A 17,193-nucleotide genomic window follows, 5' to 3' on the forward strand; every position below is an offset into this window, starting at 1 on the left:
ACATCCGCCACCACAGCCACTTGGCACGTAAAGAACCATGACTCAAATCTGACGCCGCCATAACGGGTGTCAGATTTGCGCAATGACAACCCGGTTCCCGTACAAAGTGCTGTGATACACTCGCCCATCATCACGATTTCGCATAAGGCAACCCCATGAGCCCGAGATTATTGCGTTTTGGCTATCTGGCCGGATTTTTGATCTGTGCTGCCCTGCTTGGTGCAGCCTATTACTTCGAGATTGTGCTTTATATGGAGCCATGTCCGCTCTGTATTGTGCAACGCTTGGCGACCCTGCTGATCGGTATTGGCTGCCTGTTGGCCTTTATTTTTGACGGCTTTCGCTGGATGTCACGGCTGGCACTGGCCCTGACCACCGGCGCCTCTGTTTTTGGAGCCGTGGTAGCCAACCACCACATCTGGATTCAAGGCTTGCCGCCAGAAGAAGTCCCTGCCTGCGGTCCCAGCTTTGACTACCTGCTCGAAACCCTGCCCATGAATGAGCTGATCAACATCATGCTGCACGGCAACGGCAACTGCGCGGATATTTCCTGGATGTTCTGGGGCATGAGCATGCCGGAGTGGACGCGGCTGTTCTTTATTGTGTTTGCGATCATCAGCCTGATCACCCTGATCGCCAAATGGCGCAGTAATGGGCGGAAAGCCTGAGCGGCCTGAGCGATAAGCAGAACCATGGCGGATAGCAAGTGGCAATTGTTGAAAAAGCCACTTGCACAGAGCTTTTAACCTTGCCTATATTGGTCGCGCCAGAGCTGGCTTTTGATGCCAGCGGAGGCTGTTCCCTGTTCCGTTACAAGCACCGGGGACAGACTCACGATCACAGACAGGAGTGCCGTATGTTAGAACGAGTCAACACTGCCAAAGAACGCTGGGGTGGCGTCCACAAGATGATCGACAGCTGGCTGAACGGGAGACAGGCGTTAATTGTCAAATTTTGCCACCTTTCCAGTGTCAAACCGCTGTCTCACGAAGAAACCCCATTGGCCGAGCTGGTACAGAATTTTTGTCAGGCGATGATGGATTACTGCTCCGCTGGCCATTTTGAAATTTACGAGCGCCTGATGGTCGAAGCGCGGGAATATGCCGATGGCAGCCTCGAATTTGCCCAGCAACTGGTTCCTCGTCTCGACCAATTGACGACCCAGTGTGTGGACTTCAACGATCGTTATGATCATTCCTGCAATCTGGAGCAGCTGACCAAGCTGTCGGAAGATCTGTCTCACCTGGGAGAAATACTGGAAGAACGCTTTCAACTGGAAGATCAGCTGATCGAACGCCTGCACACTGCTCATCGCGAATCGGTTACTGAATAACAACATAGCGCGTCGAATCCACTGACCGGGTTCGACGCCCTGTCGCTTGTTTCTTGCAACCGTCAAGAGTCGGCCACCCGTCGTTACACTGTTCCAGGTTCCATCCCCGTACCACTTCCCATCCCACTTTTCGACCCACTTCGCAGGCTAACGCGTCATGCTTTCTATCTGGGCATTATGGGCATCCAGCAGTCCTTGCACAGCCTTGGCATCATTCAGGGCCTGTTCAGCGGCCTTGGGATTAAACAACGCCTCAAGCCCCGGCTGTACCCGATCAACGTCATCTGCAGCGGTCGACGCCCGTGCCTCGCTGTGGATCTCCGGCTCCGTCCCTATATCAAAATGTTGCAGAATATTGGCCGCCGTATCCACCGTCACCGGAATCACAGCCACTCCTTCGGGTACCTCGTCACCAAAATGCCAGATACCTTCGGCGTCTTGCCATTTATAGTAGGTTTTCCGAGTGGTCATCGTCGATAAGGTTGAATCAACACTCTCCCCCATCGATACCAAAGGCTTGCCGTCAGAACGGTTAAGAAAGTAAGGTGTCATAAACACGCTCACCAGTATGATCGCCAGTGGAATCAGTATTCTGGCTTTTAGCATTTGACCATCCTTTGATGTTCGTTTTGTCCGTTAACTATTGTAACCGATACTTGAATGTATAAGTGCCTTGCAGGGAAACTCCGAGTGACTGATATCCAGTCCCGGAAGCACTGGCACAACGATCAGCAGAAGGAGAACCAACTGTGTTACAGACCTCTCCCGCAACCGCTTCCTCCTCAAGTGACCGCACGGCATCAGGCCAGGGTAGCGATGTACGAATCACTCGTCATGAAAAACCCTTTCGCGTACTGATTGCCAATGCCAAAGGCGGCTGTGGCAAAACCACGCTCGCCACCAACCTCGCCAGTTTTTTTGCTGCCCGACAGCTTCACACCGCCCTGATCGACTATGACCCACAAGCCTCCGCCAGTGACTGGCTCAAGGCACGGGGTCATCACTTGCCCACGATTACCGGCGTCTGTGCCACCCGCCGCAGCCAGACGACCGCCACTCGCAGTTGGGAAATGCGGGTACCGAGCAATACCGCCATGATGATCATCGATACACCAGCCGGGCTGACCGGCCATGCCCTTGGCGATCGCATCCGCCAAAGTGACGCGGTGATTATTCCAGTCTTGCCGTCCGCCATTGATATTCGGGCGGCCACCACGTTTATTCGGGACGTTATGCTGTCACCGGTGTTCCGCCAATCCCCCCGGGCGATTGCCGTCGTCGCCAATCGCACCCGGCAAAATACCCTGATCTATACCAAGCTGAATCTGTTTCTGAAAAGCCTTGGCATTCCCTTTATCACCACCCTGCGGGACACCCAGCGTTATGTCAGAACCAGCGAACTGGGCCAAGGCATCATTGATGACCCGCTGGCGGATGCCAGAGACCTGGCTCACTGGGAAGTCCTGCTGCAATGGCTGGAAAGTACCCGCACCAAGTCTTCTCCCGGCAGCCATTACCAGGCTGACAAGCCATCGCCATGACACACACTCCCGGCATCATCACAGAAACCATGTCATGATTGCTGCTCAAGATAAGCCTCCAGAGCGTCGATCAAGGGTTCTGGCGAATCGTCATCCCGATCCGGTTGCGGCCAATCTGGCAGCAATGCCAGGTTTTCCATCACACAATCAACCAGGCTTTCTTCCTCAGGACACGCCCCGGCGAACTCCTCCAGCAACTGATACAAACCAGCCAGGCCAAACTGCTCGGCCTCCAGCTCCAGTGCCTTGACCCGTTGGCGGAACTCGCCAGCAAAGCGATCGTTTGTTGGCGCTGTGGATAACGAACCTTTGGGTAGCAGGGTCCGTATGCCCCGTAACGGCCGGATGACGCTGTCCCTCCACCCCAGATAACCGGCCAGACGCTGAGCAAACGGCTCATCCTCAGGCCAGGCACGCCACTCACTGGCCAGCCATAATGCCGCCAAAACCAGCAGTACATCTCCGCCATCTTCTTGTATCTCAAGCAATCGCTGCTCAACATTATTCATCTGGTAAAACCGCTGGGCGAATTGCCACAGTGGGTTGTCCAGAGATTCTGTGGCACACTGCGCCGCCATTGCCGCTACCTTTAGTCACTGTCGAATATGATTGAATTTAATCAGGTTTCCCTGCAAAGGGGTACGCAAACCCTGTTGAAAGATGCCAGCCTGCGCATCCATGATGGCCAGAAACTGGCCCTGATCGGTCCCAACGGCGCGGGAAAATCCACTCTGTTTGCACTGCTGAACGGCGAATTGACCGTCGATGGCGGTGATCTGGAAATTCCCGGCAAGTGGCGAATTTCCCATATGGCACAAGAAGTCGTCGCCAGCGAACGCAGCGCCCTCGACTACGCCATCGATGGTGACAAGCCCTATCGCACCATAGAAGCCGGCATTGCCAACGCCGCCGATGACCATCAGCTGACCCATTGGCTCGACCGCATGGACCAGCACAAGGGCTACGAAGTGCCCGTCAAGGCTGAGCAGTTGCTCCATGGTCTTGGTTTTAACCAGGCCGACCTGCAACGGGCAGTGAAAGATTTTTCCGGGGGCTGGCGTATCCGTCTGAATCTGGCTCAGGCACTGATGATGCCCTCCGACCTGCTGTTACTGGATGAACCAACCAACCACCTGGATCTCGAGGCTACCCTGTGGCTGGAAGGTTATCTGCGCAAATATCCCGGCACCCTGCTGTTTATCTCTCACGATCGCGATTTTATCGACGGCGTGGCCGATCATATTGTCCACTTGCATGAGCAGAAGCTGACGCTTTACCCTGGCAATTACAGCGCTTACGAACGGATCCGGGCAGAAAAGCTGGCCCAGCAGCAACTGCTGTTCGAAAAACAGCAAACCCGTGTTGAAGAAATCGAAAAGTTTGTTACCCGCTTTCGCGCCAAGGCATCCAAGGCCAAGCAGGCCCAGAGCCGCCTGAAAGAATTACAGCGCATGGAGCTGATCGCACCGGCCCATGTTGACTCGCCATTCCGGTTTGAATTTCCCTGTCATGAACAAATGTCCAGCCCGTTGCTGACGCTGAAACAGGCCGACCTCGGTTATCAGCAAGCCAATGACACCAAAACGCTGCTTCCTGGCGTCAACCTTTCCATTGTGCCCGGTGACCGCATCGGCTTGCTTGGCCCCAATGGCGCGGGCAAATCCACCCTGTTAAAAACCCTCTGTGAAGAGATTCCCTTACTCGCCGGTGAACGTACCCGGGGCGAGCATTTGCACATCGGTTATTTTGCCCAGCACCAGCTCGAATCCCTCGACACCTCAGCGTCGGGGATGTTGATCCTGCAACGGCTGAAACCCAAGGCCAGCGAGCAGTCAATTCGTAACTTCCTGGGTGGGTTCGGTTTTCATGGCGACCGTGCCCTGGAAGTGATTGAACCTTTCTCCGGCGGTGAAAAAGCCCGTATGGCGCTGGCCTGCGTCGCCTGGATGAAACCCAACCTGCTGATTCTCGACGAACCGACCAACCACCTGGATATCGAGATGCGCGAGGCACTGACGCTGGCGCTGCAGAACTTCCCCGGTGCCATTCTGATCGTCAGCCACGATCGTCATTTGCTCAAAGCCAGTGTCGATGAATATTGGCTGGTTGATCACGGCAAGGTGCAGGAGTTTGATGGCGATCTCGACGACTACCACCAGTACCTCAACACCCGGGGACAGTGGGACACCAGCAGTCCGGCCACCGCACCGGACAGTGCCAGCCCGGCCACAACGGTTGATCGCAAGGAGCAGAAACGTCTGGATGCCGCCCGCCGCCAGCGTCTGGCACCACTACGCAAACAGCAGCAAGCCGCAGAAAAACAGATGGAAAAACTGCAGCAACAGCTCACCGCAATCGAAACAACGCTGGCAGACAGCAGCCTGTACGAAGATGCTCGCAAACAGGAACTCAAACAGCGATTGGCCGAACAGGCAGAGACCAAAAGCAAGCTGGAAGATGTCGAAATGGAATGGATGGATTTGACGGAGCAGCTGGAAAACAGCGACTGACCCGGGTCAGCCGCTTATATCCGTCAGACACTGCGTATTTAATGCGCATTGTCTGACAGCAACGTTGCGACATTCGCAACAAGCCGGGCTACCGCTCCCTGATTCTGTTGCACCTGGTTGTACCCCGCCAGGCCCATTTGTTGGCGCTGCTCCGGGTGATCGAGCAGCAACGCAACATCGCCAGCCAGGGTGACAGCGGTCGTCAGCTGTACCGCCCCAATATCCACCAGCTCATCCACCACCGTCTGAAAATTGAAATAATGCGGCCCCATCAGTACCGGCTTGCCCAGCACCGCCGGTTCGATCGGGTTATGGCCGCCGCGCGGCACCAGACTGCCACCCATGACCACCACATCGGCGGCCGCCAGCAACAGCAGCATTTCGCCCATACTGTCAGCCAGATAAACCTGTGCATCGTTGCCAGGAGCCTGGGTGCTGCGCTGCGCCAGCGTAAAACCCTGCTCCAGACACGCTTGCGCCACCGGCCCAAAGCGCTCCGGATGGCGCGGCACCAGCACCAACAACAGTTCTGGCCAGCGCCGCAACCAGGATGTCATGGCAGCCAACATCAGGCTTTCTTCACCATCGTGGCTGGACGCCAGCAACACCACTGGCCGTTGCTTGCCCCAGCCCTGCTTCAAGGCCGCGGCCTGCTCATCCAGCCCGGCCGGCACCACCACATCGTATTTGATACTGCCGCAGACACTCAGCCGGGATGGCGGCAAACCGAGATCCAGCAACCGCTGGCCATCTACCTGATGCTGCACCGCTACGTGTGTCAGGCGCTGCAACATCGGCCGGGTCAGTGCAGACAAGCGGGCATATCCGCGGGCCGAGCGCTCAGACAGACGGGCGTTGGCCAGCAGCACCGGTACGCCCCGTTGCTGACAACAGGCCAACAGGTTGGGCCATAATTCAGTTTCCATCACCACCAGACAGTCAGGCTTTGTCCGTCGCAAAAACAGCCACCAGCACAACGGCAAGTCGTACGGCATAAAACTGCGCCGGACCCGATCACCGAACAGACGTTCGACCTGCGCTGCCCCGGTTGGGGTGGTACTGGTGATCCAGATCGTGCGCTGCGGATACTGCCGCAACAGTTGTTCGATCAGCGGGGCAGCAGCCAGCGTCTCCCCCACCGATACCGCATGCACCCAAATGGCTCCACGGTGAGGCAAGGGAGTGACGGCGCCAAAACGTTCAACAATACGCTGGCGATAACCTGGATTCTTGCGGCCACGCCACCAGAGGCGGGCCAGCAAAATCGGCGTTATCAGGGTCAGAAAAACAGTATAGCCAAGCCGTGCCACAAGTGAGTTCTCTAGCGGGAACAGGGGCAGGAATGGTAGCACAACAAGCCATTGTGCTAGACTCAGCGCTCTTTTTTTAGTGCGCAAATTACAATGAATACCAACGTTCCGGACTACCATCAAGCCCAGGTGCTTGTCTTTGGTGACGTCATGCTGGACCGCTACTGGCAAGGTCCAACTTCCCGTATTTCTCCGGAAGCGCCGGTGCCTGTGGTTAAAATCCAGGACATCGAAAACCGTGCCGGTGGTGCCGGTAACGTAGCCCTCAATATCGCCACCCTGGGTGCCAATGCCGTGCTGCTGGGCGTTACCGGCAACGATGAGAATGGCCGTCAGCTGTCGGGCCTGCTGCAACAGTCCGGGGTCGCCTGTCACTTTCTCGAGCACCCCTGCCACCCCACCATTACCAAGCTGCGCATTATCAGTCGCCAGCAACAGTTGATCCGGCTCGATTTTGAAGAGGCTTTTCACAGCACCGATATGTCGACGCTGTGTGCAACCTACGACCAGCAGCTCAGCCAGGCGCAAGTCGTGATACTGTCAGATTACGGCAAAGGCGCCTTGAGCAACCCGCAACGACTGATTCGTGCCGCTCGCCAGGCCAATGTCCCGGTGCTGGTCGACCCCAAAGGCACTGATTTTGAACGTTATCGCGGCGCCAGCCTGATCACCCCCAACCTGAGTGAATTTGAAGCGGTGGTCGGCCCCTGCCCGGACGACGACACACTGGTCGCCAAAGGGCGAGCGCTGATCGAGGCCCATGACCTCGATGCCATCCTGATCACCCGTAGTGAAAAAGGCATGACCCTGATTGTCAAACATCAGGAGCCGTTCCATTTACCCACCCGGGCCAGAGAAGTATTTGATGTTACCGGAGCCGGGGACACGGTGATTTCGGTGCTGGCCTCCTCTCTGGCCGCAGGCTGTGACCTGCGCCAGGCAACACTGATGGCCAACACCGCCGCCGGTATTGTCGTCGGCAAACTCGGCACCGCGACCGCAACCACCGAAGAACTGCGTATCGAATTGCGCAGCGAAAATCATCAGGGTGCCGGGATGTTCGACGAAGACAGCCTCGCCATTCAGGTAGAAGAAGCGCGCTCACGGGGTGAAACCCTGGTGATGACCAATGGCTGCTTCGATATCCTGCATCCGGGTCACGTACAATACCTGAAAGAAGCCAAGGCCCTGGGAGACCGGCTGCTGGTCGCCGTCAATGCCGATGAATCCGTCAGCCGCCTGAAAGGCCCGACCCGGCCGATCAATCCAATCGATCACCGCATGGCGGTGTTGGCTGGCCTGGAAAGCGTTGACTGGGTAGTGCCGTTCAGCGAAGACACACCAGAGCGTCTGATTTGCCGCTTGCTACCGGATATTCTGGTCAAGGGTGGCGATTACACCGTTGATCAGATTGCTGGCGGTCGCTGTGTGCAGGACAACGGCGGTGACGTCATTATTCTTAGCTTCAAAGACAACTGTTCCACCAGTGCCATTGTCAAACGTATTCAGAATTCTGAGGAGAGCAAGTCATGATCATTGTTACCGGCGCGGCTGGTTTTATCGGTGCCAACATTGTCAAAACCCTGAACGCACAGGGCCGCAGCGACATTATCGTGGTCGACGACCTGACCGACGGCAAGAAATTCTACAACCTCGCTGACTGCGATATTGCTGATTACCTCGACAAGGATGACTTTATCCAGCGGGTACAGCTGGATGACGGCCTGCTCGACGACGTTGACGTGATTTTCCACGAGGGCGCCTGCTCCGAAACCACCGAGTGGAACGGCAAGTTCATGATGGAGAACAACTACGAATACTCCAAAATCCTGTTACACGCCTGCCTCGAACAACGTATTCCTTTTCTGTATGCCTCCAGTGCGGCAGTCTATGGTGGCAGTGCCGTTTTCAAGGAAGAGCGCAGCTTCGAGCAGCCACTGAACGTGTATGGCTATTCCAAGTGGCAATTCGACCAGTATGTCCGTCAGCTACGGGCAACATCGCCGGAACAGTTCCAAAGTCAGGTGGTGGGTTTCCGTTACTTCAATGTTTATGGCCCCCGTGAACATCACAAAGGCAGCATGGCATCGGTCGCCTTTCACTTTAATAACCAGATTCAAGCCAATGGCGTGTGCAAACTGTTTGCCGGTTGTGACGGTTATGCCGATGGTGAACAACGCCGTGATTTTGTGTTTGTCGAAGACGTCGTCAAGGTTAACCTGTGGTTCTGGGCCAACCCGGATCAAAGCGGTATTTTCAACCTCGGTACCGGCCAGTGCCAGAGCTTTAATGACGTCGCTGATGCCGTGATCGACTGGCACCAGGAACAAGGCAACCCGGCCCGTAAAGAATACATGGCGTTTCCAGATCACCTTAAAGGCGCTTACCAAAGCTTTACCGAGGCTGATATCAGTGCCTTGCGGGCAGCCGGGTATGACCTGGCCTTCGCCGATGTCAAAACCGGTGTCCATGCGTATATGAACTGGCTCAACCAGCGCTGATACAGCGTCTACACTGATCCTTGGGTCCGGCAGCCCTTGCCGGACTTTCCGTACGTCGAAAGAGAATATCCATGCCTCCCAAGCACCTGTTACATCCTCGCTACTGGCCAGTCTGGTGTGGCGTTGGCCTGCTGGTCGCCATGACTTATCTGCCCTACCGTCTCCAGCTGATGATTGGTAAAACGCTGGGGCTGTTACTGTACAAGGTGGGCAAAAGTCGCCGCCACATCACCAGGGTCAATATCGGTCTCTGCTTTCCGGAGAAAACCCCACAGCAACAGGCGCAACTGGTGCGACAGGTGTTTATCGACAACGGCATTGGCTTGATGGAAACCCTGATCGGTTGGTTTCGGCGGCCGGACTATTTGCTGAGCCGAACCCACTTTCATGGCTTTGATCAGCTCAAGGCAGAACTGGCCGCCGGGAAAGGGGTGTTATTGCTGGGAGCGCACTACTCCATGCTCGACCTTGCCGGGGCTCTGTTTGTCACCCAGGTACCGGTCAATGTCAGTTACCGGCCCCAAGACAATCCAGTGATGAACTGGTTGATGGAACAGCGCCGCCAGAAACTCTACAGCGGCTGCTACACCCGCAAGGATATCCGCGCCTTTATTCGTTGCCTCAAACAAGGTGAGGCGCTGTGGTACGCGCAAGACCAGGACTTTGGCCGCAAGAACAGTGTTTTTGTGGATTTTTTCGGGATTCCGACGGCCACGATTACCGCCACTTCCCGCATTGCCAGAGCCGGCAAGGCGACCGTGATGCCAGTCACCTACTTTCGCCGCCATGACAACTCCGGCTACGATATCACCGTACACCCGCCACTGCCGATTCCCAGCGGGGATGATATCGAAGACGCACGGGTTGCCAATGCCTTTATCGAGCAGCAACTGCGTCAACATCCGTCGCAGTATCTGTGGTTGCACAAACGCTTTAAAACCCGACCAGACAAGGCGGTAAAAAAAGGCGAAGTCTACCGCTGAAAACAGCGCCAGACCTCTTTGGGGAAATGCCAGCCAGTACGACTGGTTCAGGCTGGTTAGCCCGTTAATTCAAACAGCAAGAATAACGGCACTGGCCTTGAAGAAAGCACAGACAGGGGTACCGACCTGGATGCCCAGCTTGTTGATACTGCCTTCGGTAACAATGGCAACGAGTTCACCACCGCCCTGCAACGTCACGTCCACTTCACAGTTCACCGCCCCATGACGCACTGCCGATACTTCGCCCTTGAGCAAGTTACGGGCACTGATGGATAAATCCAGATCGGTACTGAGCATCACATGGCTGGATTTGATCAAGGCCGTTACTTCCTTGCCCGCCGTTAATCCAAGCTTGTTGGTGCTTTCACTGGTGACGATCGCCACCACCACATCCTGATCATTCAGGGCGATATCCACTTCATCATTAACGGCTCCACCACGAACCTGGAGGACTTTCCCAACTAATTGATTTCTGGCACTGGTCAACATAAGAGTTGTCTCCTACAACAATGGTATTGTCTGGTTTTCATGCGTTCTGACCATAAAAAGGAACAGCAACCTGCAGTGATGATCTCCAACACGGGCACTGGCGGTTATCCTGAATCCACGGAACAGGACTACCCGGCATATCCAGATGTATTGGAAACTGAAACGGCGTGATGCCGCGACCAGGCACCTGCCTGTATGGCAACGACATGCAGATCAAACAGCATACATACAGCGGATATGGATAAGAGGAGGCAGAACCTGATCAGTAAGACCGGCCAATGATTATTACAAAACCATGTCAAACACAACGTGAGACAGATCAGGTTATTCGACGACCACAGAGGGTTGAACCTGATGTAATGCCGTTGCGGCATAAGGCTCGGAAAGGGATTCCAGCCAAGGTTGCATCATAACGGACAGTTCAGCCAACTCCTGGCTGAGAGCCGTATAGCGGCGCTCGAAAGTGGTGGCTTCCAGCTGATTACGCTGCAGGTTGTTCAGCACGGCAGCGGCCACACTGCCATTCTCGCCCAAGTCATCCAGCTGCTGGCGTTGCAGCTGCAAGGAGTGATTAAGATCGGTCAGTATGGTCATCTCCGCATCGATAATTTCCCGCTGTCGGAGCTGCTGCTCGCGTACCAGGTTCAGTAGCGTCAGCTGCTGTTGTTGCTGTGCCGACAGCGGTTCCAGCATCTGATCAGCCTTGCGCTGGATATTAAGCATCGCTGCCACCGCTTTCTTGAGCGTCGCCACTTCCTTGCTCATTTCATTAAAATGCGCACTTGTGCTACTCAGCATACGCTGGGAAGAATCACTCAATTTGAGCAAGGCCTTATCCTGTGCTGCAAATGCTTGCTGAACATCGGAGTGCGTCTGCGCGCTGGCATTACGGAATGCGTTAATGGATGTCCGGGCCATCTCTTCAGCCAGTTTTTTCTGATTGCGAAGATTGGCGGACAACAGGTCCTTGATATGCGCATGGCCACCGGATATCTCGCTGAACACCAGCTCCTGTAACTCCAGGGCGCGCTGGCTCTGCTCGCCATTGACTCTCAGGCTGTGATTGATATCACCGGTATCTCGTAGCAGATTGTTCAGACTGATCTCAAAATGATCCTTGATTTCATTAACGACACTGTCCAGGGTTTCCGCACTGAACTGATGGTGCTCGGACTGCTCGGCAGTCTGTGCAGCCAGGTTGGTCTCAATACGATCAAGGCGTTTTTTTAGCGGGGCAACGACCAGAAACAGAGCAATCAGAATCACAAGTTGCGCTGCCAGAGGGAGTAACTGGCTGATATCCATTTTTATTCTCCAGTGCTCTTCGGAGCCTGTCAGGGTCCAATGAGGGTATGCCGGGAAACATACCGGATCTGCCGGGCAAGCTCCAGCATTGAGCCATATTGCATATAGACGGCACGGCCGAGGGTACAGATCATCGGCGCATAAGGATAAACCCCGGCTCAATGGGGTCAAGATAATCGAACAATCCGCCGGTCTCAGACCCGGCCAGTGACCCGTAAAAACGTTTCCTGTAACACGCGAACATCATTGGCAGCGCGATGGCGCTCGATCTTCAGCTCATCCCACAGGCTGTTCTTGGTGTCATGCCAGGCTTCCATCTGCTCCTGGCTCAGCAGGCGGTTGATCGTATCAATACGAAAGCGCTGCACCAGATCAGCTTCATCGAACAGCCGTCCAAGCCATGAGCTGTCGTAACTCCAGGCATCCGAGTACAGGGTTTTCCCTCGCAAGGCGTCGTTCATACGTAATGCCACTTCACGCGGGCCAAGGCCGTCGGACTCAAGCATCGAACGGGAGATACCGTGAATCTTTTCTGCTTCTTCACTCCAGTGACACCATGATGGAGCCGGACGTATCAGGCAGCAAGTCACCATGCGATCCTCCAGCGCGTACCCGACCTCGATGGGATAGCTGCCGGAACCGAAACCGGAGGCTTCGAGATCGATAATGGGAGGAACGAGTTTTTGCACCGGGATATCCTGTTGCCTGGGTGAGCTTTGACGCATTGTAACGTTTGAAGCCCAGACTCTCCATGACGATTCGTGTTACTGGGCGTCCGTCAACAATATCAACTTGAATGTCGTGCCAGCGGTGCGACACGCATCACTTCTTCCATTGTTGTCAAACCAGCCGCCACTTTGTGGGCACCACTGAGTCGCAAGCTGTGCATGCCTTCTTTCATCGCCGCCTGACGCAGTTTTTGCTGATCCGTCTGTTCGTTAATCAAAAGCTCCAGGGTTTCGGTCATGGGCATGACTTCATAAATACCCAGACGCCCCATATAACCGGTACCCCGACACTCAAGACACCCGACAGCGCTGTACACATGTTCGGGAGTTTTGACCAACCAGGGAGCCGTCAGCTGCTTCCATGCGGCTTCGTCGGTCGGCTGTTTTTGTTTGCAATGCGGACACAGCGACCGGATCAACCGCTGCGCCATCACCCCCAGCACACTGGAACGAATCAGATAGGCAGGCAGCCCCAGTTCCTGCAATCGGGTAAACGCTGAAGGTGCATCGTTGGTATGCAGGGTCGATAACACCAAATGCCCGGTAAGCGCCGCCTGTACGGCAATTTCTGCGGTTTCCAGATCACGTACCTCCCCGACCATAATGATGTCCGGGTCCTGACGCAGCAGCGCCCGCACACCGCTGGCGAACGTCAGCTCGATGCCCGGATGTACCTGCATCTGGTTAAAGGCTGGTTCGACCATCTCGATCGGGTCTTCGATACTGCAGACATTTACGTCCTCGGTCGCCAGCTGTTTCAGGGTCGAGTACAGCGTGGTGGTTTTACCCGATCCGGTCGGCCCGGTGACAAACACGATTCCGTGGTTGTTGCTGACCATTTTCTGCCAGCGGCGCTGATCTTCCTTGCCAAAACCCATCTCGACAAAACTGCGAACCAGCACCTGCGGATCAAAAATCCGCATCACCAGTTTTTCGCCAAACGCCGTGGGCAGGGTCGACAACCGCAACTCAACTTCCTGTCCAGAGGGGGTCTTGGACTTCAGACGGCTGTCTTGAGGTTTGCGTTTTTCCGCAATATTCATACGGCCAAGGGATTTAAGCCGTGCCACCACCGCCATACCCACCTGGGCAGGCAGCTCGTAGACATTGTGCAACACGCCATCAATCCGGAAGCGCACATGAGCCACCTCCCGCCGTGGCTCCAGATGAATATCACTGGCGCGCTGGTCAAACGCATACTGGAGCAGCCAGTCAACAATATTGACGATGTGCTCATCATTGGCGTCCGGCGCTCTGGCCTTGCCCAGTTCCAGCATGGTTTCCAGATTCTGTACCGCACCACTGCTGGAATGATCGCCACGCGCCCGGCTGACCGAGTTGGCCAGCTGGTAAAACTCTACCCGGTAACGCTCAATGGCCGACGGCGACGCCAATACACGCTGAATCCGCCGCCGGGATACATGTTCGAGATCGACCACCCAGCTGGTGACATCCGGCTCTGCCGTCGCCACCACCACTTCCTCGGCGCTCACCCGCACCGCCAGAATACAATGACGCTCCGCAAACGCGTACGACATCACCTCCGTCACAGAAGGCACATCAATTTCCAGCGGATCGATCTGGCAGGTGGTCATATTTACCCGCTGCGCCAACCACTCGCAGAGCACATCTTCGGTCAGGGTTTTGCCATGGGGGCGAGCATCCTGAAAGTTCTGCCGCGCCAGCAAGGTCAGCGGATGCAAACTCGCCTCTCCCGCCTGGCGACGTATACCCAGAGCCTGTTCGTAATCGCTGGAACTGAGCAACCTGTCTCTGCGCATATCCTCCAGCAGACCAGTAAGACTCAGTTGACGATCAGCACTAGACTGCATGGAAAAACTCCAGAGAAGAAAAAGAATACGATAGAAACAAGGCGACGACTGGCGTCAGTGCATCCACTGCGCCACTAATCCAGACAACCGCCGGGAATGCTGCTGCACTGCCATGTCCCGGCTGTCAGAACCCAACGCTACCTGGTGCAACTGCAGACCCAGCAACTCATGGGCCAGACGAGCAATTTCCGCCCGGTTCGCCGATGTGAGCGACCCGTTATCCCTTGCCAGTAACATCAGCGCCACCAGCTGCGATGGCGACCAGTCGGCCCCTCGTGACGGGGCATTGACGGACCGCGACAACAGATACCGGGACAGTGACGAGACGGCCTCCGGCGACGAAACACCACTGGGCTGCCATTGCCATAAACCGTGGCCCAGTTGCAACAAGGCACCCGCCAGCGAAGGCTGCTCACGCCATTGGTTAATCTCAGCCTCGGCTTGCCCAAAGCATGATGACTGCTCATCACATCCGGTCTGCACCAGACAGGCATAAGTCAACGCCAGCGCCGAGTCTACCAGAGTCCCGGCGGGCAAATATTGCTGCAGCGCCGGTTCCTGCCGTGCCAGCTCAAAAAAAGCTAACAGCTGTGCGGCAAAATCGATCGCCAGATCGGCGCTACGCGGAGGCTCCCAAAGTAATGCTTCCAGCGCCCGTTTGATCCACTCAAGGCTTTCATTCAGTTGCGTTGGCAAGAGGGCCGGATCGACATCACAGGCAAACAGATTACCCCGCTGACGCCAGTCCCGACCCATGCCCAGGAGGCGGTAACCGCGCTCGGCTTTACTGATGTCGCTCATCCACAGCGGCACCTCGGCACCCAGTGTCTCGGCCATCCACCAGATATCGGCGGGGTCCCCTTGCAGCAGCTCCAGCTCCAGTTCACACAGGGGCACCTCCGTACCTCCGCCCCGGATCAGGCCACGATCCAGTACCACCTCGACCTGGCTTGGCCCTCGCTGCCAGACCCAGCGCTGGCGCGCAAAGTTGGTGCTGAACAAGGGCAGCAGTGAGTCAGCACACACGACGTCAGGCCAGTGCGCCCGTACCACATCGCTGGCCAGCAAGGTGGTATCCAGCTGGTGATGATCGAGAGACCAGTTCCATTCATGACGAACACTCAGCCCCCCTTGATTGCTACCCCGGGTTTTCAGGGTTTGCTCAAACGATGACTCACCGTTTTGACGAATACGCAGGGCACACGCCTGGCGCGACAAGTCCCCTTGCTCAGTGTCAAAGTAGGTGTTGTTCAGCGTAGAATGTCCGCCACGCGTTGCCCGCACATCCAGCGCCTGCTGCAAGGCAATGGCGTGCTCCGGGGCAAAACGCAGTTTAAGCTCAATTTCATAGGTCATGGCGCTATTGTCATGACGCTCGTCAGGTTGCGCAAGCACAAGGTCATTGCTTTATGTCTGTTTCTGCCCGGAAAGTCCCTACGCTCATCGAAAGCCTGAGCACCTTGATCAGCCATAACAGCATCAGCTCGGTGTTACCCCAGTACGACCAGAGCAACCTGGCGGTGATTCACTGCCTTGCCCATTGGCTTGAGGCGCTGGGGTTTGCCTGCGAGATCCTGCCCGTCACGAATCACCCCGACAAAGCGAACCTGATCGCAACACTGGGCAGTGGCGATGGCGGTCTGGTGCTCAGTGGTCACACCGACACCGTGCCCTGCAACCCGCAGCTGTGGCAGTCCGATCCTTTCACCCTCACCGAACGTGACGGCCGCCTGTACGGTCTCGGCAGCTGTGATATGAAAGGCTTTTTTGCACTGATACTGGAAGCCGTACAGGTGTTTCAGGCCAGCGATTTCCAGCAGCCACTGATTGTTCTGGCCACCGCCGATGAAGAAAGCGCCATGACCGGCGCTCGCGATCTCGCTCACCAGGGTCGCCTCAAGGGCCGTTATGCCGTGATTGGTGAACCCACCAGCCTGCGTCCTATCCGCATGCACAAGGGCATTATTATGGAAAGCGTGCGCCTCACCGGCCGCGCCGGGCATTCATCCAACCCGGAGCTGGGCGTCAACAGCATCGATGCCATGCACGATGTCATCGGCGAACTCAGAACCCTGCGCCGCGAGCTGGCGACGCAATATAACAATGCCCATTTTGCCGTCACGGTACCAACGCTGAACCTCGGTTGTATCCACGGTGGCGACAACCCCAACCGCATCTGTGGCAGCTGCGAGCTGGCCTTTGATCTGCGCGCCTTGCCGGGCATGAGTAATGACGATTTGCGTAACGAGATTCGCCAGCGACTCAGCCCCATCGCCGCCCAGAACCAGGTAACGTTCGAGCTGGAAAGCCACTTTCCCGGTGTCGAGCCGTTTGAAACCCCCGCCAGCAGTGCTCTGGTACAGGCTGCCGAGCGACTGACCGGCCACCCAAGCGAAGCCGTCGCTTTCGCCACCGAAGCGCCCTTCCTGCAAGCGCTTGGGTTTGAAACCATTGTAATGGGGCCGGGCAGTATTGATCAGGCCCATCAGGTGGATGAATTCCTCGCCATCGACCAGATCGCACCGGGCGTCAAACTGCTGCAATCCCTGATCCAGCAATTTTGCCTCACTTCCCAAAGCTGATCGGCACCCTGAATATCAGCCCGACACGATTGGCCTGACAGGCATTTCCGCTGCCGGCAGTAGTGCCCAGCGGATGAGC

The 17,193-nt window shown here is 56.1% G+C and carries 16 protein-coding genes; 8 read left to right on the forward strand and 8 right to left on the reverse strand.

What is annotated here, in order from left to right:
• The first annotated feature begins 155 nt into the window (after positions 1 to 155).
• Together Q4551_RS00505 and rsd are read left to right on the forward strand one after the other, a co-directional pair.
• Positions 156 to 668 carry a disulfide bond formation protein B gene (locus Q4551_RS00505; protein WP_303431138.1) on the forward strand — a complete coding sequence of 171 codons (513 nt, stop codon included), beginning with the start codon at positions 156 to 158 and terminating at the stop codon, positions 666 to 668.
• Between the two features lie 188 nt (positions 669 to 856).
• Positions 857 to 1,333: a sigma D regulator gene (gene rsd, locus Q4551_RS00510; protein WP_303431139.1), complete on the forward strand. Its 477-nt coding sequence runs from the start codon at positions 857 to 859 to the stop codon at positions 1,331 to 1,333.
• A gap of 147 nt (positions 1,334 to 1,480) precedes the next feature.
• On the opposite strand, the gene Q4551_RS00515 is transcribed toward rsd, so the two are convergent.
• Entirely contained in the window at positions 1,481 to 1,939 is a 459-nt protein-coding gene (locus Q4551_RS00515; protein WP_303431140.1) for a DUF4124 domain-containing protein, read from the reverse strand.
• A 143-nt stretch (positions 1,940 to 2,082) separates the two neighbouring features.
• On the opposite strand from Q4551_RS00515, the gene Q4551_RS00520 reads away from it, so the two are divergent.
• Positions 2,083 to 2,874 carry a ParA family protein gene (locus tag Q4551_RS00520; protein ID WP_303431141.1) on the forward strand — a complete coding sequence of 264 codons (792 nt, stop codon included), beginning with the start codon at positions 2,083 to 2,085 and terminating at the stop codon, positions 2,872 to 2,874.
• Between the two features lie 32 nt (positions 2,875 to 2,906).
• On the opposite strand, the gene Q4551_RS00525 is transcribed toward Q4551_RS00520, so the two are convergent.
• Complete coding sequence (locus Q4551_RS00525; protein WP_303431142.1) at positions 2,907 to 3,452, reverse strand: TIGR02444 family protein; 546 nt, start codon at positions 3,450 to 3,452, stop codon at positions 2,907 to 2,909.
• Positions 3,453 to 3,479: 27 nt separating this feature from the next.
• Between Q4551_RS00525 and Q4551_RS00530 the strand changes: the two genes are divergently transcribed.
• Positions 3,480 to 5,384: an ATP-binding cassette domain-containing protein gene (locus tag Q4551_RS00530; RefSeq protein ID WP_303431143.1), complete on the forward strand. Its 1,905-nt coding sequence runs from the start codon at positions 3,480 to 3,482 to the stop codon at positions 5,382 to 5,384.
• Positions 5,385 to 5,422: 38 nt separating this feature from the next.
• Here the strand turns inward: Q4551_RS00530 and waaA are convergent, their stop codons facing one another.
• On the reverse strand, positions 5,423 to 6,694 hold the full coding sequence (gene waaA, locus Q4551_RS00535) for a lipid IV(A) 3-deoxy-D-manno-octulosonic acid transferase (RefSeq protein ID WP_303431144.1): 1,272 nt from the start codon (positions 6,692 to 6,694) through the stop codon (positions 5,423 to 5,425).
• Between the two features lie 93 nt (positions 6,695 to 6,787).
• On the opposite strand from waaA, the gene hldE reads away from it, so the two are divergent.
• The 3 genes from hldE to lpxL all read left to right on the forward strand — a co-directional run bounded on the left by hldE (position 6,788) and on the right by lpxL (position 10,178).
• The gene (hldE, locus tag Q4551_RS00540) at positions 6,788 to 8,227 is read left to right on the forward strand and encodes a bifunctional D-glycero-beta-D-manno-heptose-7-phosphate kinase/D-glycero-beta-D-manno-heptose 1-phosphate adenylyltransferase HldE (RefSeq protein WP_303431145.1); all 1,440 of its coding nucleotides are present in this window, start codon (positions 6,788 to 6,790) and stop codon (positions 8,225 to 8,227) included.
• Entirely contained in the window at positions 8,224 to 9,195 is a 972-nt protein-coding gene (gene rfaD / locus Q4551_RS00545) for an ADP-glyceromanno-heptose 6-epimerase (protein WP_303431146.1), read from the forward strand. The genes hldE and rfaD overlap by 4 nt, the downstream gene beginning before the upstream one ends.
• 71 nt (positions 9,196 to 9,266) lie before the next feature.
• On the forward strand, positions 9,267 to 10,178 hold the full coding sequence (gene lpxL, locus Q4551_RS00550; RefSeq protein ID WP_303431148.1) for an LpxL/LpxP family Kdo(2)-lipid IV(A) lauroyl/palmitoleoyl acyltransferase: 912 nt from the start codon (positions 9,267 to 9,269) through the stop codon (positions 10,176 to 10,178).
• Between the two features lie 69 nt (positions 10,179 to 10,247).
• Here the strand turns inward: lpxL and Q4551_RS00555 are convergent, their stop codons facing one another.
• The 5 genes from Q4551_RS00555 to Q4551_RS00575 form a co-directional block, all read right to left on the reverse strand.
• The gene (locus tag Q4551_RS00555) at positions 10,248 to 10,667 is read right to left on the reverse strand and encodes a molybdopterin-binding protein (RefSeq protein ID WP_303431149.1); all 420 of its coding nucleotides are present in this window, start codon (positions 10,665 to 10,667) and stop codon (positions 10,248 to 10,250) included.
• A 324-nt stretch (positions 10,668 to 10,991) separates the two neighbouring features.
• The gene (locus Q4551_RS00560) at positions 10,992 to 11,972 is read right to left on the reverse strand and encodes a hypothetical protein (protein WP_303431150.1); all 981 of its coding nucleotides are present in this window, start codon (positions 11,970 to 11,972) and stop codon (positions 10,992 to 10,994) included.
• 194 nt (positions 11,973 to 12,166) lie between these two features.
• Positions 12,167 to 12,661: a hypothetical protein gene (locus tag Q4551_RS00565; protein WP_303431151.1), complete on the reverse strand. Its 495-nt coding sequence runs from the start codon at positions 12,659 to 12,661 to the stop codon at positions 12,167 to 12,169.
• 98 nt (positions 12,662 to 12,759) lie between these two features.
• Entirely contained in the window at positions 12,760 to 14,532 is a 1,773-nt protein-coding gene (locus Q4551_RS00570) for a GspE/PulE family protein (protein ID WP_303431152.1), read from the reverse strand.
• A 54-nt stretch (positions 14,533 to 14,586) separates the two neighbouring features.
• A complete protein-coding gene (locus tag Q4551_RS00575; RefSeq protein WP_303431153.1) occupies positions 14,587 to 15,927 on the reverse strand; it encodes an inorganic triphosphatase in 1,341 nt (446 codons plus the stop codon).
• A gap of 14 nt (positions 15,928 to 15,941) precedes the next feature.
• Between Q4551_RS00575 and argE the strand changes: the two genes are divergently transcribed.
• Positions 15,942 to 17,114, forward strand: a complete 1,173-nt coding sequence (gene argE, locus Q4551_RS00580; RefSeq protein WP_303431154.1) for an acetylornithine deacetylase — start codon at positions 15,942 to 15,944, stop codon at positions 17,112 to 17,114.
• Positions 17,115 to 17,193: the final 79 nt, after the last annotated feature.

The organism is Oceanobacter sp. 5_MG-2023 (assembly GCF_030548165.1).
Taxonomy (GTDB): domain Bacteria; phylum Pseudomonadota; class Gammaproteobacteria; order Pseudomonadales; family Oceanobacteraceae; genus Oceanobacter.